The following is a 14,375-nucleotide window of genomic DNA, read 5'->3' on the forward strand; positions in this document are numbered from 1 at the left end:
GCACCGGGTCCACGGGCGCGTGCGCACCGTGTCCCGGACCGTCGTCGCGCTTGTCGGAGTCCGCGTCGGGAGTGTCGGGTGCAGTTCAACGTTCTGGGATCGATCGAACTCCGGTCCGGCGATGAGCCGGTCGCGCTCGGCGGGCTCCACCAGCGGGCGACGCTGGCCTATCTGCTGCTGAACGCGAACCGGGCGGTCGCGACGAGCCGCCTGGTCGAGGCGCTGTGGGGCGAGATGCCGCCGGCGACCGCACGCAAGATGCTGCAGAACGCCGTGTCGGGGCTGCGACAGCGGATCGCGGAGTCGGGCGGCGGTGACCAGGAGGTCGAGGTGCTCACCCGGGCACCGGGGTACCTGCTGCGCGTACCCGAGACGCAGGTCGACCTGCTCTGCTTCCAGGCACTGCGCGAGCGCGGGCGGACGAGTCTGGCCGAGGGCGACTGGGTCGGGGCGGCCGGGGCGTTGCGGGAGGGACTGTCGCTCTGGCGCGGCCCGGCGTTCGCCGACCTCGCCGAGACGGGGCGGGAGTGGCCGGAGCTCGTCGCGCTGGAGAGGGCGCGCCTGACCGCGTTCGAGGACCTCGTCGACGCCGAGCTCGCCCTCGGCCGGCACCAGGAGATCCTGCACGAGCTCGAGGCCGCGTGCGGGGCCGAGCCCGCCCGGGAGCGCCTGTGCGGCCAGCTCATGGTGGCGCTGTACCGCTCGGGGCGGCAGACGGAGGCCCTGGAGGTGTTCCGGCGCGCCCGCAGCGCACTGCTGACCGAGTACGGGCTGGACCCCGGGCCCGAGCTGCAGGAGCTCGAGCGGGCCATCCTCCAGCACGACGAGGTGCTGGCCCGGGTCGAACCGCCGCCCGAGGACACCCCTGTGCACGCCGTGACGGCGCCCGAGCTCGAGACGGTCAGCGAGCGCACGTGGGTGAGCATGCTCCTGGTGCGGGCGGAGTCCGTGGGCCGGACGGACGACGACCCGGAAGCCGTGGCCGAGCGGGCGCGCGAGCTGGGTGCGGTGCTCGAGGCGGAGGTGCGCATCTTCGGGGGCACGCTGCACACCTCCCTGGGGCCCATGTGGCAGGCGGTGTTCGGGCTGTGCCGGACCCACGAGGACGACGCCGAACGGGCGATTCGTGCCGCCTGCTCCATCCGGCGCAGACTCGACGAGATCGTCGGGTCGGGGCGGTCACCGGCGGCCCGCGTGCGGATCGCGGTCGCGACCGGCGAGGCGTTGGTGACCGGGCGGGCGACGGAGGGCGCCGAGGTCACCGGCGAGGTGATCGACGCCTGTCTGCACCAGCTCGCCGAGCTGCGGCCGGGCGAGATCCGCGCGTGCGCCACCAGCAGGCTGGCCAGCCGGGGCGCGGTGACCTACGCCCCGGACGGCCACGTCGTCGGGGTGCGACCGGAGCACGAGAGTGCCACCTTCAGCGGCCCGTTCGTCGGCCGTGGCGCCGAGACGGCGATGCTGGACCGCCTTCTGGAGGAGGTCGTCCGGACCCGCAGGCCGCAGACGATGACCCTGTTCGGGGAGCCGGGCGTCGGCAAGAGCCGCCTGGTCCGGGAACTCCGGACCCGGCTGGACGACCAGGTGCGGGTCGTGTCGGGGCGGACCCCCCGGTTCGGGTGGAACGCCCCGGTCACCCCTCTCGCCGGCGTCCTCAAGGACTGCTGCGGCATCGTCGCCGCCGACGACGCGCCGACCGGGCTGCGCAAGCTCACCCGTGCCGTGCACGGCCTCGTCGCCGACGCGCGCACGGCGGAGTGGATGGTGTCGACCCTGCGTCCACTGGTCGAGCTGTGCGAGAGCACACGATCCCCGGTCGAGGTCGACCAGGTGGCGGCGGCCTGGGTGCGCTTCGTCGAGGAGTCGGCGCGGCGCAGACCGCTGTTCGTCGTCCTGGAGGACCTCCAGACCGCGGACGGCGCGTTGCTCGACGTCGTCGAGGACCTCGACCGCAGGCTCGGCCCGGTACCGGTCCTCGTGCTGGCCACGGCGCGTCCGGAGCTGCTCCGTCGACGTCCGGCATGGGGCGGTGGAGCGCCCACGACGACGGTGCGGACCCTGGGGCCGCTGTCCGACGACGAGGTCCACGAGCTGGTCGGCCTGCTGGACCTGCGCCTGGGCGAGGAGCCGACGGCACAGAACCGGGTTCCGGATCTCCTGCCGGGGGTGGGCAAGACCCGGGCCTGCTTGTCGCAGATCGCCCCCGGGTCGGTGGCAACCCGCTCTTCGCGGGGGAGTACCTGCAGATGCTGCGGACCAGGTCGATCCCCCTCGTGACGATCCCGTCCGCGGACGGCGACGGGTCCGGTGCTGCCGAGGAGCGCGTCCGGCTGCCGCAGTCCGTCCACACCATCCTCGCGGCCCGCCTCGACACGCTCACCCAGCGGGAGAAGTCGGTCCTGCAGGACGCCGCGGTGATCGGCTCGCAGGTGTGGGCCGAGCCGCTCTGCGCGATGAGCGGTACCGACCGTCAGGACGTCACCGCCGTCCTGGACGGCCTGGAGAAGCACGGTGTGCTCGTCCGCAACGGACGGCGGTCCGCCACCGGCGAGTTCGTCTACTCCTTCCGGCACGGGTTGTTGCGGCACGTGGCCGTGTCCCAGCTGCGTCGGCGTGACCGGCTCGCGCGGCGGGCCCGGTGGACCGACGTGCGCGGCAGCGGCCCCGGCGTGGGTGCTCCCGCAGCGGTGCCGGACCCGGTGGCCGGCCGGCTCTCGGGGTGACGGCCCCGCCCACGGCGGACGATGACGGGACAGTTCCCGTCCAGTGGGCGGCGTCGGTGACCATCGTGGAGCGGGTCTGCCGACGACGGCGAGGGCAACGGCGTCCCTGCACGGATCGGCTCGTCACGGCCCGCGTTCGGACGGCGGTGTGAAGGAGTCGTGGGTCGTGCTCGGACGAGATGTGGTGGAGCGCCGGATAGGGGAGCTGCTGGGCGGCGAGCCGTGTGGCGGCCGCGCGCTCCTCGTCGAGGGCCCGATCGGTGTCGGTCGGACGACGACGTTGCGGCTGATCGCCGACCGGGCCGTGGAGCGGGGGTACGCCGTACTGTCCGCGACCGGGTCGCGGGCCGAGCGGTCCGTGCCGCTCGGAGTCGCCCGTCAGATGGTCGGTCCCCGGTCGCCGGACCCGGTGACGGGCGTTCCGAGGGCGCCCGACGACCGGGTGCTGCAGTTCGAGTCCGTGACCGCGGATCTCCTCGGCCGGGTCGGGGACCACGCCGGGCCGCTGATGTTCGTGCTCGACGATCTCCAGCTCGCCGACCCGGAGTCGCTGGAGCTGCTGCTCTACCTGTTGCGGAGGGTGCCCCCGCGCAGCGTCGTCCTCGTCGCCGCGGTGCAGACCCCGCAGTCCGCCGCCGCGGACAGCGCGGCGTTCCTGGCGGAGGTGTCGAGGACGCTGCGGCTCGATCGGCTGCGGCTCGACAGGCTCTCTCCCGACGAGGTCCGGGAGCACCTGGCCGCGCGGCTGGGTGGGGAGCGGGTGGAGGAGCTGGCGCACGAGGCGGTCGCGCTGTCGGGCGGGAGCCCGCTGCTGCTCGACGCACTGGTCGAGGACCTCGTCCACGGGGCGGCCTCCGGTTCGGAGCGCTACGCCCGGGCCGTCGTGGCGGGGGTTCATCGCGGTGGACCCGTGGTGACCGAGGTGGCGGCCGCGCTCGCGGTGCTCGCGGAGACGTCGGCGGCCGCTGATCCGTCGACCGGCGAGGTCGCCCAGGTCGCCGGCGTCACCCGGGAGGCCGCGGAGGCGGCGCTGGTGACCCTCGCCGAGGCGGGTCTGCCCACCGGGCCGGGATACCCCGTGACCGCGGCGCGCGACGCCGTGCTCGACCGGATCGGCCCGGCCCGACGGGCCGACATGCACCTCGCGGCCGCGCAGGTCGCCCGCGAGGCCGGTCGGCCGGTGTCGGTGGTCGTCGAACATCTCCTGGCAGCGGGGGACCGATGCCGTGCGGACGTACCCTGGGCGGTGGACGCCCTCGTGGAGGCGGCCGACCGTGCGGTGCTCGACCAGGAGCCGGAGCACGCGGCGCGGTGCCTGCAGGTGGCCTGGCACCACTGCCCGGCGGGGCGGGAGTCGACCCCTCGCGGCCCGGCTCGCCGCCGTGCTGTGGCGGGTCCGGCCGCTCGCGTCGCTGCGCCCGCTCGAGGAGGCGCTCCGGCGGGGGGTGGCCGACCACGACGCGGCGGAGGCGGTGCGGCAGCTGGTGTGGCACGGCCGGACGGCGGAGGCCGTCGCGCTGCTCTCCGACCTCGGACGGGACGGTGACGTCGACACCCTGGCCCTGTCCGCACTGCAGACGTGGGTGCGCCATCGGGCGCCCGGGGCGATCCCGGAACACCCGCAGCCGTGGGCCGGCCGGACGCGCGCGGGCCGGGTGCGACCGGAGACGGACCCCTGGCTGGTGTCCGCCGCGCTGCTCGCCGACGCCCTCGAGCACGGGACTCCCGGGCGGGTCGTGCCGCACGCGGAGATCGTCCTGCGCGACGTGCGGCACGGCCGGGGGAGCAACTGGTCGGAGGAGGCGTCGGTGCTCGCCCTCGACGTGCTGGCGGCGGCCGGGAGCCCGGGCGACGCGTCGGACCGGGGTGAGCAGCTGCTCGGCGAGGGGATGCCGACGACGGCGCGGGCGAGGATCGCGGCGGTACTGGCCGGGGTCGCCCTGCAACAGGGGGACCTCGCCTCGGCCACGCGGTGGGCGAGCGACGCGCTGCGCACCCTGCCCGTGCCTGCCTGGGGGATCGAGATCGGTACCCCGCTCGGGGTGCTCGTGGACGCACTCGTCGGCACCGGCAGGCTCGACGATGCGGCTCAGTGGCTGGTGACGACGGTTCCGGGGGCGATGGACGTCGGGATCGCGGGCCTGCGCTACCGACGGGGGCGCGCCCGCTTCCGGATGGCGACGGGCCATCCCGCGGCCGCACTGGCGGACTTCACCGAGTGCGGTGCCATGCTGGAGCGCTGGGGCCGTGATGTCGCCGACGAGGCGGTCGCGTGGCGTCTCGGTACGGCGACCGCCCGGTTGCAACGGGGGGAGCTCGCCGAGGCACGCAGGATCGCGCAGGAGCTGCTGCCGAGCCGTGCGCCGCGGACGCGTGCCTCCGCGCTGCGGGTGCTCGCCGCGGCGAGCGCGCCGGATCGGCGGGTCGGCATGCTGACCGAGGCTCTGGAGCTGTTCGAGTCGGCGGGGGACGTGGTCGGGCAGGCCTTCGCCCTGTCGGACCTCAGCGAGGCCTACCGGGCGGTGGAGGAGATCCGCACCGCGCGGCTCACCTCACGTCGTGCCCTGCACCTGGCCCGGGTCGCCGGCGTCACCACGCTCGTGCGGGATCTGGAGCACACCGCCGGGTCGGAGCACGCAGGCGACGGGACCGAGACCGCCGCCTCCGCGCTCTCCGAATCGGAACGGCGGGTGGCCGGGCTCGCCGTCCGGGGCTACTCGAACCGAGAGATCGGCTCACGCCTCTACATCACCCCGAGCACGGTCGAGCAGCACCTGACGAGGGTCTACCGCAAACTCGGCGTGCGCAGGCGCCGCGACCTCCCGCCGGACCTCTGGGCCGCGGTCAGCCGGGCGAGCTGACGGTCGCTCTTCGCACTCGACCCGGGCAACGCCACGCTCGACCGGCACGTCGTGTGCACCTTCCAGGCACGCTTCGCGACCGAGTGGCGCTCCGGCCGGGTGCTGCCGGCCGGCGACGCCGCACACCTGATTCCGCCGTTCGCGGCGCCGTCGCACCCGGTGACCTCGGTGACCGCTACCTCACCGCCTGCGACCCGCGGCTCAACGCCGCGCAGGCGGTCGAGGTCGCCGCGGTCGCCGCGCACGAGTTCGGGTGAGCGACCCCGTCACACGCTCTGCACCGGCTGCACGACGGCCGGCCGCGCGGGGCGCAGGATCGCCGCGGCCAGGCCCACCCCGACGAGGGTGACCGCCGCGGCCACCCACCCGGCGAGACGCAGCCCCGCGACGACGGCGTCCGGGGTCGCGTCGGGTCCCAGGCCGGCGGTCGCCACCGCGACGAGCGCGGCCAGGCCGACCGCGGACCCCAGGTACTGCGACGTCGAGGCCAGGGCGGAGGCGACCCCCTGCTGCTCGGGCACGACCCCGGTGGACACCGAGACGAACAGCGGCGGGAACGCGAGCCCCGCCGAGGTGCCCCACAGGAGCACACCGGGCAGCACGGCCCAGTATGTGCCGTCGACGGACATCCCGAGAGCGAGCGCGGCGAGCGACGCGGCCACCCCGGTCATGCCGAGGACGAGGGTGGAACGGATCCCCAGCCTGCCGAGCAGCAGCGGGACCAGCTTCATCGAGGCCAGCATGCTGCAGATGCTCAGCGGCAGGAAGGCGAGTCCCGCGGTGAGCGGGGAGTAGCCCAGGACCGACTGCAGGTAGGTCGTGAACAGGTAGTACTGCGTGCCCACGGTCCCCATGAACACGAAGATCACCACCGTCGCGGCGAGCACGTTGCGGTTGCCGAAGATGCGCAGCGGCACGAGCGGGTCACGGGTGCGCGACTCCACCAGCAGGAACAGGCCCACCAGGACGACGCCGAGCACCAGGGCGCCCGTACCCCGTACCGACAGCCATCCGGTCTCGGGTCCGGACACGAGCCCCAGGACCACGAGGGTGAAGCCTGCGGTGGCGAGTACGGCTCCCGGCAGGTCGAAGCCTCCGGGATGCCGTCCCGCGTCCCGGTCGAGCAGTACGGGGGCCGCGACCAGCGAGACGACCACGAGGGGCACGTTCACGAAGAAGACCCACTCCCACCCGAGCAGGCTGGTGAGCACACCTCCTCCGAGCGCGCCGACCGCGGCGCCGCTCGCGCCGGCCGCGCCCCAGATCGCGAGCGCCCTGTTGCGTGCGGCTCCCTCCTCGAAGTGCGCGGCCACGAGCTTCAGGGTCGACGGGGTGAGCAGGGCGGCGCCGAGGCCCTGCACCGCCCGGGCGAGCACGAGGACGGTCGGACCGTCCGCGAGCCCCGCCACCAGTGAGGACAGGCCGAAGATCGCGAGTCCGACGACGAACACGCGCCGTGCCCCCAACCGGTCCGCGGCCCGCCCGCCGAGCAGCAGGAAGCCGCCGAGCACGACGGTGTAGGCGCTCACGACCGTCTGCAGCGACTGTTCGGAGAAGCCGAGGTCGCGGCCGATCTCGGGTAGCGCGACGAACACGATGTCGAAGTCGATCGCGGTCATGAACTGGGCGAAGGCGAGCAGGGCCAGGGTGAGCCCGGGCCGGGCCACGGAGCGGGGCGGAGCGGTGGACACGGGGGGTCCCTTCGTCGAGACGGGTTTCCGTCCCGCAGGGTCGGCTGCGCGCGCCACCGGCAGAAGGGGGAACATCCCGGTCGCCTCGGGAACAGCGATGTGACCGTCCTGGTCGGTGCGCCCCCTCCGACGACCGCTGTGGCGCGACTCACGCCGCAGGTGCGGCCGGTGACCGGCGGATGAGCCCGGGATGGGCGGTGCCGTCGATGCTGACGGTCGACGGCGGCGGCTCCCGGCACGCGAGGACCGACGGTGCCGCACACCCCTGAGAGAGGCGACCGGTGAGCATCCTGGCACTCGACATCGGCGGGACGAAGGTCGCGCTGCGTCGCGAGGGCGACGACGGCCCGCCGCAGGAGACCGTCGTGCGCTGGTCCGACGGGGCGAGCAGGTCCGACGATCTCGACCTGTTGCGTTCGCTGGTGGCCGGGGAGCAGCCCGGGGCCCGCGCCGTCGGCGTGTCGCTCCCCGCGAGCGTCGACCGGTCGGGGACCGTCACGAGCTGGCCGAACCGTCCGAGCTGGGTGGGCCTGGACTGGGGCGGCCTGGTGGCCGACCTGTTCCCCGCGGTCCCCACGGCGACCGCGGACGACGGCGACCTCGCGGCGCTCGCCGAGGCCGAGCACGCCGGGCGGCCGGACGTGGTCTACCTCGGGGTGGGGACCGGGGTCGGCGGAGGGATCGTCTGCGACGGCAGGCCGCTCCCGCGGCCGGGGCGCGGGTCCTGCGAGGTGGGGCACATGGTCGTCGCGCTCGACGGTCCACGGTGCGACTGCGGCAGGCGCGGATGTCTGCAGGCGGTCGCGTCCGGACCGGCGGTGCTGCGGGCCGCGAGTACGGCGCGCGGGTACGAGACCGGGTACGAACAGCTCCGCGAGGCATGGCGTGCCGGTGCCCCGTGGGCGGACGGAGCGGTCCGGGCGGCGGGCCGGGCGCTGGCCGCCGCGGTCGTCGGGGTGGGGGAGCTGCTGCAGGTCGATCTCGCCGTGATCGGAGGAGGCTTCGCCGCGGGGATCCCGGACCTCACGACCGTCGTCGCGGACCACGTGGCCGGATACGCGCGGGTGGGGCATCGTCTCCCCGAGGTCCGCGCGGCTGCGCTCGGGGGAGCGTCGTCCCTGCACGGTGCCCTCTCGCTCGCCCGCTCGCTCCGGCCGGGTGCGCCGCTGTGAGCCCCCGACCGGACCCGGTGTTGGAGGCGGCTCGCCCGTGGCTGGCCCCGGTGCGCGAGGTCGACCCCGCGGCGCCGCTGCTGGTGTGCTTCCCGCACGCGGGAGGTACCGCCGCCTACTTCCACCGGTGGTCCGTGGCGCTGGCCCCGGAGGTGACGGCCCTCCCCGTCCACTACCCGGGTCGCTTCGACCGCCGGGCCGAGCCCGCCCCCCTCGACCTCATGGCGCTCGTCACCGGGGTGGCAGATGTCGTCGCACCGCTGACGGGGGCTCGGCGCACCATCCTGTTCGGACACAGCATGGGCGCCGTCGTCGCGCACGAGGTGAGCCGGGTGTTGCAGGCCCGTGCCGCGTCACCCAGCGCCCTGGTGGTGTCCGGGCGGCGTCCGCCCCGGCCGGACGTCTCCGAGCGGCTGCCGGTCGAGGAGGACACGGTGCTCGCCGACGTTCGGCGGCTCGGCGGTCGTGGGGTGGCGCTGCTCGAGGATCCGGAGGTCCGCGCCGCCTTCCTGCCGGTCATCCGCGGTGACTACGCGCTCCTCGACGGCCACCGGTACCGTCCGGGCCCGCTGCTGGACATTCCCGTCACGGCGGTCGTCGGCGACTCCGACCCCCGCGTCACCCCCGCCGACGCGCACGGGTGGGGTGCCACGACAACGGGGCCCTTTCGGCTGTTCACCCGCACTGGCGGGCACTTCTACCTCGACGACGACACGCCGTTCCTCCTCGACCTGGTCAGGTCGTCGGCCGGTGGAGACCCCTGCGCATCCGGGTGACGGCTCCCGGCAGCCGTGGGCCACCCCCGGGGGCCTGACGAGACGAGTCCTCGGCCTCCGCCCGTCGCGCGTCCGTGCCGTCCCGACCGGGCGGTGGACCGATGGCTCGGCAGTGGGCAGGGAGTGGAAGGCAGACCCTAGCCTCGGTACGACCGTCAACGGCGACAGACAGTCCGGTCCCGGGACGGTGGTCCCGGACGAAAGGAGTCCTCGGTGCGAATCGCACTCGGTGTGTTGTCGGTCCTCGCCGCGATCGCGTTTCTCGCCATCGGCGGTGGCAAGATCGTCACAACGGCGACGTTCGTCGAACAGCTGGGCCTGCCGGCGGGTCTCGTGGTGGTCATCGGAGTGCTCGAGGTCGCAGGTGCGCTCGGTCTGCTGGTGGGTCTGCGCGTGCCGAGGATCGGTCTTGCCGCGTCCATCGGTCTTCTGCTCCTGCTCCTGGGCGCGGTGGGCTTCCACCTGTTGCGCGGCGACGTGATCCCGGCAGGCACGTCCGCGCTCGTTCTGCTCGTGGTGGCGGCGTCGTTGACGGTGCTCCACGTGCTCTCGCGGCGTCCGGTGTCCCGTGCCCGCACGACCGCGAAGCCGACGACCTGACCCGTCTGGGCATGAGGATCGGCGGGTCCGTCCGGCCGCCGGAGGAGGACAGGCTCGATCGGCGCACGTCGGACTCGAGGTCCGGGTTCGGTGGAGGCGGGGTCCTCACACCTCGGCGAGTAGCCGGGCCCGGTGACCGCCGACGGCGCTCTCGGCCGACGGCGGGGCCGTGGGACGACCGGCACACCGCCGGTCACGCCCAGCGGAGCGGGTCGTCCTCCAGCGCGGAGCGGTCCCAGTGCCCGGGGTCCGCGGCGGCCTCGTAGGTCGTGCGGAGGAACTCGGCGACCGCGCGGTCCGGGTCGGGTGCGGCGCGGGCGACCTCGTAGGGCAGCAGGAACTGCTGGAAGTCCGCGCTGTAGAAGGCACCGTCCGGGCCGACCGGGGCCTCGGCGAAGCCGTCGGGCGCGGGGTAGGCGTAGGAGTAGAAGGCGCCCTCCTCGCCGCCACCGGGCCAGAAGCCGCAGCTGGACAGCTCCCGCGAGTACCCCTCGACCATGACCCAGTCGCCGCAGTTGGGCACCCCGCCGGGGTGCGGCGGCGCCGTCCGCCCGGAGAAGCGGGTGCAGGCCAGGTCCATGCCGCCCCAGAAGAAGTGCACCGGGCTGACCTTGCCGACGAAATGCGACCGGAACTCACCGATCACTCGGTTCGCCTGCAGCAGCTGCCGCCAGAACAGGGTGGCCGCCTCGGCGTCGTAGGAGGCGTGGGTGTGGTCCTCGGCGAACGGGATCGCCGGGTCGACCTCGTTGGGGTGCGGCCGGATCGGCGCGGAGACGCCGAGCCGGCCGAGCACGTCCAGGACGTTGCCGTAGAACTCGGCGACCGGCATCGGCGCCAGCCCGAAGCCGAGCGCGCCGCCGTCGCTGCTGCGGGCCTCGAGCCGGTGGCCGAGCAGGTCCAGCTCGATCTCGAAGGCCCCGGTGCCGTACGGGACCGACGACGTCGTCAGCCCGCGCGGGCCCACGTACAGCGTCACCTGCCACCAGTGGTTGAGCAGCGGGGCGTGGGCCATGCGGATCTTGCCCACGATCTGGGTCCACATGTGCAGGGTCTCGCGGGTGGCGGTCCAGTCCGCCACGCGCAGGCTCGGCCAGCTCGTCGTCGTGCTGCTCATCGGATCTCCTCGTGGGTCGGCCGGGATCGCGTTCCCGGTCCCGGCGGTGACGCGGCCCGTGGTGCCGTCCTCCGGGTGCGCGGATGCGGTGTCGGCGACCGGTCAGTCGGTGACCGTGCCGGTCGCCCGGTACTCGAGGTGGGCGAGCTCGGGACGGCGTGCCAGCCAGGCGGCGACGAACGGGCAGATCGCGAGTACCCGCAGCCCGTCGGCCTGCGCCGACGCGATGCCCTCGCGGGCCAGTGCCGATCCCACCCCGCGTCCCTCGAAGGCCGGGTCGACCTCGGTGTGCACGAAGGCGACGAGCTCCGGTGTGCGTGCGTACGCGGCGACGCCGGCGAGCGTTCCGCCGTCGTGGGCCTCGAACCGGTTCGCGGAGCGGTTGTCGGTGACGACGATCATGTGGGGGCCTCTCCGAGTGGTCGGCCGTCGCCCGCGTCAGCGGTACGCGGGGTCGGTGTGTCCGGGGTGGGCGCCGGCGTCCCGGGCCGTGTGCTGATCGCCGTGCGCCGGGTGCGGGCGGGTCACCCGGCGAGTGTCGGATCCGGCCGGTGCTGGGCGGATCGGTCACCGGATCGGTCACCGGGACGATCCGGACGACGTGGTTACGGTGGTGCGTCGGACCGGTCGCGACACGGCGGCCGGCGGGACCGGGCTGCGGGGGGTCATGGAGCTGTTCGGGCGGCGTGCCGAGACCGCGGCGCTGGAGCGGCTGCTGGCTCGCGCGGCCGACGGCGCGGGAGCGGCGCTCGTGCTGTGGGGGGAGCCGGGGATCGGCAAGACCGCACTGGTCGACCACGTCGTCGACGCCGCGTCCGGGGTCACGGTGCTGCGGACCCGGGGCACCCGGATGGAGGCGGGGCTCGCCTTCGGCGCGCTGCACGCGCTGCTGTGGCCGGTGCTCGACCGGCTCGACGAGCTCCCGGACCCGCAGGCCGCCGCGCTGCGCGGCGCGTTCGGGATCAGCCGGGACCCGGCCAACCGCTTCCTCATCGGCGCGGCCGTGGTGTCGCTGCTCTCCGGCCTGGCCCGGGAGCGGCCGGTGCTCGTCGTCGTCGACGACGCGCAGTGGGTCGACGAGGCGACCGCGCACTGTCTGGGCTTCCTCGCGCGCCGGGTGCGGACCGAGCCGGTCGTGGTGATCCTGACCGACCACGCGGACCCGTCCCCGGGCCCCTGGGAGGGGGTGCCGGCGCTGGAGGTCGTGGGCCTCACCGACCACGACGCCCGCCGGCTGGTCGCCGCCGCCGTCCCCGACGCCGACGAGGCCCTCGTCGAGGGCACGGTCGCGATGGCGGGGGGGCAATCCGCTCGCGTTGCAGGAGCTGCCCACCGTCGGGCGCGATCCCGACGACGGGGCGTCCGGGGAGCCGGTGCCGGTGGGGCCCCGGTTGCGGCAGGCGTTCTGCGCCCGTGCCGAGGCGCTGAAGCCGGCCACCCGGGCGTTGCTGCTGCTGGCGGCCGCCGAGGGGCGGGGCGACCGGCACGTCGTCGACCGGGCCGGTGCCGGGTGGGGTGTCGACGCCTCCACCTGGGACGAGGCGCTGCGCTCCGGCCTGCTGCAGGCCTCGGGCGCCCGCCTCCGGTTCCGCCACCCGCTGGTCCCGGCCGCCCTCTACGACGGCGCCCCCTTCCCGGACCGCCGGGCCGCGCACCGCGCGCTGGCCGCGGCGCTGCCGGCCGGGGACACCGAGCACCGCGCCTGGCACCTGGCGGCCGCTGCGGACGGCGCCGACGAGGACGTCGCGGCGCTGCTGGAGCAGGCGGCCGCCCGGTGCCTGGAGCGCAGCGCCGGCCCACTGGCGGCACGCACGCTGCGGCGGGCCGCCGACCTGTCACCGGACCCCGCGGACGCCGCGCGCCGGCTGGCGGTCGCCGCCCGCGCCGCCTGGGACGCCGGCGACGCCGAGGGGGCCCGGCGGCTGCTCGACGACGCCGAGCGCCTGGGCGGGGTGGAGCCCGTCGTGCGGTGCAGCGGCGGGCTGCGCGGGATCCTCGAGTTCACCGTCGGCCTCGCCGAGCGCGCCCACCACTACCTGGTGGGGGACATGGCCGTCGTCGACGGGACGCGCACGGCGATGGAGCTGGGCACGGTGGCGGCCCGCGCGGCGTGGTCGGCGGGCCGCCCGGACCTGCAGCAGGCGGCGCTGGCGCGGCTGCTCGCCCTCGACCCCGGCGGCGAGCTGGCACCGGTCATGCCGACGCTGCGGGCCTGGTGGGCCTGCTACGACGGGACCGGCCGGGCGGCCGGGCCGCTCCCGGCCCCGGACGCCGCCGCCGTCGGCCTGCTCGGGACCGTGCCGTGGGAGCTGCTGCCGCCCGTGCCGCTGGCCCAGGCCTGCGGGGTCGAGGGGCCCCTGCACGACGTGCTGCGGGTGCAGGCCGCGCAGCTGCGGCGGCGGCACGAGCTCGCCGCGCTCGCGATGGTGCTCGCGCAGAGCGCGGTCCTCGACGCCGCGGCGGGCCGGTGGGAGGCGGCCGAGGCCGGGGCCACCGAGGGCCTGAGGCTGGCCGAGGAGGTCGGAGCGGACCACGTGGCGAGCCAGTGCCGGCTCTGTCTGGCCAACCTGGCCGCGGCCCGCGGCGACGCCCCCGGACTGGACGGGCACACCACCCTGGCGCTGGCCGTCTCGGTCCGGCAGGGGGTGCGCGCGCTCACCGCGTCGGCGTACTGGGTGCGCGGCCGGGCGGCGCTGTTCGACGGCAGGCCCCGCGACGCCCTGCACCACCTGATGCCGCTCGACGAGCCCGGCCACGAGGCCGCCCACCCCACGTTCGCGCTGCTCGCCGCCCCGGACACCGCCGAGGCCGCGACGCAGGAGGGCCGCACGGAGACGGCCGCGGCCCGGCTGGCGGCCGTCGAGACGTGGGCCCGGCGGACCGGCGCCCACTGGGCCCGTACGGCCGCCCACCGTCTCCGCGCCCTCGCCGCCGGCGGGCCGGACACGGAGGCCGCGTACCGGGCCGCGCTCGACGGCGCGGGCACCGCCCCGGACCCCTTCGAGCAGGCCCGCACCCGGCTGCTGTACGGCGAGTGGCTGCGGCGGGTCCGCCGGCGCGCCGACGCCCGGCACGAGCTCACCGGGGCGGCCGAGACCTTCGCCCGCCTCGGCGCGGCGCCGCTGCGGGCACGGGCGGTGCGGGAGCTGGGCCTGGCCGCGCAGTCCGGGGCGCGGCACGAGCCGGCCGGGGCCGGGCTCACCGCCCAGGAGCTGCGGGTCGCCCAGCTGGCCGCCGAGGGGCTCACCAACCGGGAGATCGCGGCCCGGCTGCTGATCAGCCACCGCACGGTCGGGCACCACCTGGGCAGCGTCTACCCCAAGCTCGGCGTCACCTCCCGTGGCGAGCTCGCGCGGATCGCCATGGCGGGCGACCTGAGGTTCCGCGCCCTCGGGCCCGGGGAGTGATCCGGCCCGCCCGCCGGTGACCGATCGC

General features: G+C 75.6%; 12 protein-coding genes and 1 pseudogene. 10 read left to right on the forward strand and 3 right to left on the reverse strand.

Features of this window, described 5'->3' with window-relative positions:
* Window positions 1-78 precede the first annotated feature (78 nt).
* From WHI96_RS19775 to WHI96_RS19795, 5 genes are all read left to right on the forward strand, one after another.
* Window positions 79-2,277 (forward strand): ATP-binding protein, encoded by a 2,199-nt coding sequence (locus WHI96_RS19775; protein WP_345644713.1) that lies wholly within the window; start codon window positions 79-81, stop codon window positions 2,275-2,277.
* Complete coding sequence (locus WHI96_RS19780; RefSeq protein ID WP_345644716.1) at window positions 2,274-2,723, forward strand: hypothetical protein; 450 nt, start codon at window positions 2,274-2,276, stop codon at window positions 2,721-2,723. The genes WHI96_RS19775 and WHI96_RS19780 overlap by 4 nt, the downstream gene beginning before the upstream one ends.
* Before the next feature lie 166 nt (window positions 2,724-2,889).
* Window positions 2,890-4,269 carry an ATP-binding protein gene (locus WHI96_RS19785; RefSeq protein ID WP_345644719.1) on the forward strand — a complete coding sequence of 460 codons (1,380 nt, stop codon included), beginning with the start codon at window positions 2,890-2,892 and terminating at the stop codon, window positions 4,267-4,269.
* Entirely contained in the window at window positions 4,196-5,584 is a 1,389-nt protein-coding gene (locus WHI96_RS19790) for a helix-turn-helix transcriptional regulator (RefSeq protein ID WP_345644722.1), read from the forward strand. Before WHI96_RS19785 ends, WHI96_RS19790 begins: the two co-directional genes overlap by 74 nt.
* Before the next feature lie 83 nt (window positions 5,585-5,667).
* Window positions 5,668-5,841, forward strand: a complete 174-nt coding sequence (locus WHI96_RS19795) for a 3-deoxy-7-phosphoheptulonate synthase (protein WP_345644725.1) — start codon at window positions 5,668-5,670, stop codon at window positions 5,839-5,841.
* A gap of 9 nt (window positions 5,842-5,850) precedes the next feature.
* Here the strand turns inward: WHI96_RS19795 and WHI96_RS19800 are convergent, their stop codons facing one another.
* Window positions 5,851-7,275, reverse strand: a complete 1,425-nt coding sequence (locus tag WHI96_RS19800; protein WP_345644728.1) for an MFS transporter — start codon at window positions 7,273-7,275, stop codon at window positions 5,851-5,853.
* Between the two features lie 281 nt (window positions 7,276-7,556).
* Here WHI96_RS19800 and WHI96_RS19805 point away from each other — a divergent pair, with 281 nt between their 5' ends.
* The 3 genes from WHI96_RS19805 (at window position 7,557) to WHI96_RS19815 (ending at window position 9,823) form a co-directional block, all read left to right on the forward strand.
* Entirely contained in the window at window positions 7,557-8,447 is an 891-nt protein-coding gene (locus tag WHI96_RS19805; RefSeq protein ID WP_345644731.1) for an ROK family protein, read from the forward strand.
* The gene (locus WHI96_RS19810; RefSeq protein WP_345644734.1) at window positions 8,444-9,223 is read left to right on the forward strand and encodes a thioesterase II family protein; all 780 of its coding nucleotides are present in this window, start codon (window positions 8,444-8,446) and stop codon (window positions 9,221-9,223) included. The genes WHI96_RS19805 and WHI96_RS19810 overlap by 4 nt, the downstream gene beginning before the upstream one ends.
* Before the next feature lie 213 nt (window positions 9,224-9,436).
* On the forward strand, window positions 9,437-9,823 hold the full coding sequence (locus WHI96_RS19815; protein ID WP_345644737.1) for a DoxX family protein: 387 nt from the start codon (window positions 9,437-9,439) through the stop codon (window positions 9,821-9,823).
* A 193-nt stretch (window positions 9,824-10,016) separates the two neighbouring features.
* On the opposite strand, the gene WHI96_RS19820 is transcribed toward WHI96_RS19815, so the two are convergent.
* Window positions 10,017-10,940, reverse strand: coding sequence for a DUF5996 family protein (locus tag WHI96_RS19820; protein ID WP_345644740.1), 924 nt, complete (start codon window positions 10,938-10,940; stop codon window positions 10,017-10,019).
* Window positions 10,941-11,042: 102 nt separating this feature from the next.
* Window positions 11,043-11,342, reverse strand: coding sequence for a GNAT family N-acetyltransferase (locus tag WHI96_RS19825; RefSeq protein ID WP_345644742.1), 300 nt, complete (start codon window positions 11,340-11,342; stop codon window positions 11,043-11,045).
* A 265-nt stretch (window positions 11,343-11,607) separates the two neighbouring features.
* Here WHI96_RS19825 and WHI96_RS27915 point away from each other — a divergent pair.
* Both WHI96_RS27915 and WHI96_RS19830 read left to right on the forward strand, forming a co-directional pair.
* Window positions 11,608-12,072: pseudogene (locus WHI96_RS27915) on the forward strand (ATP-binding protein); the annotation flags it as partial.
* 184 nt (window positions 12,073-12,256) lie between these two features.
* Window positions 12,257-14,347: a helix-turn-helix transcriptional regulator gene (locus WHI96_RS19830; protein ID WP_345644745.1), complete on the forward strand. Its 2,091-nt coding sequence runs from the start codon at window positions 12,257-12,259 to the stop codon at window positions 14,345-14,347.
* The last annotated feature ends 28 nt before the right edge of the window (window positions 14,348-14,375 follow it).

It is taken from the genome of Pseudonocardia tropica, assembly GCF_040105315.1.
Taxonomy (GTDB): Bacteria; Actinomycetota; Actinomycetes; order Mycobacteriales; family Pseudonocardiaceae; genus Pseudonocardia; species Pseudonocardia alni.

Excerpts from the sequence above, each read along its gene's own strand:
- WHI96_RS19825 (WP_345644742.1), bottom strand. The coding sequence starts at position 11,342 with ATGATCGTCGTCACCGACAACCGCTCCGCGAACCGGTTCGAGGCCCAC.
- WHI96_RS19820 (WP_345644740.1), bottom strand. The coding sequence starts at position 10,940 with ATGAGCAGCACGACGACGAGCTGGCCGAGCCTGCGCGTGGCGGACTGG.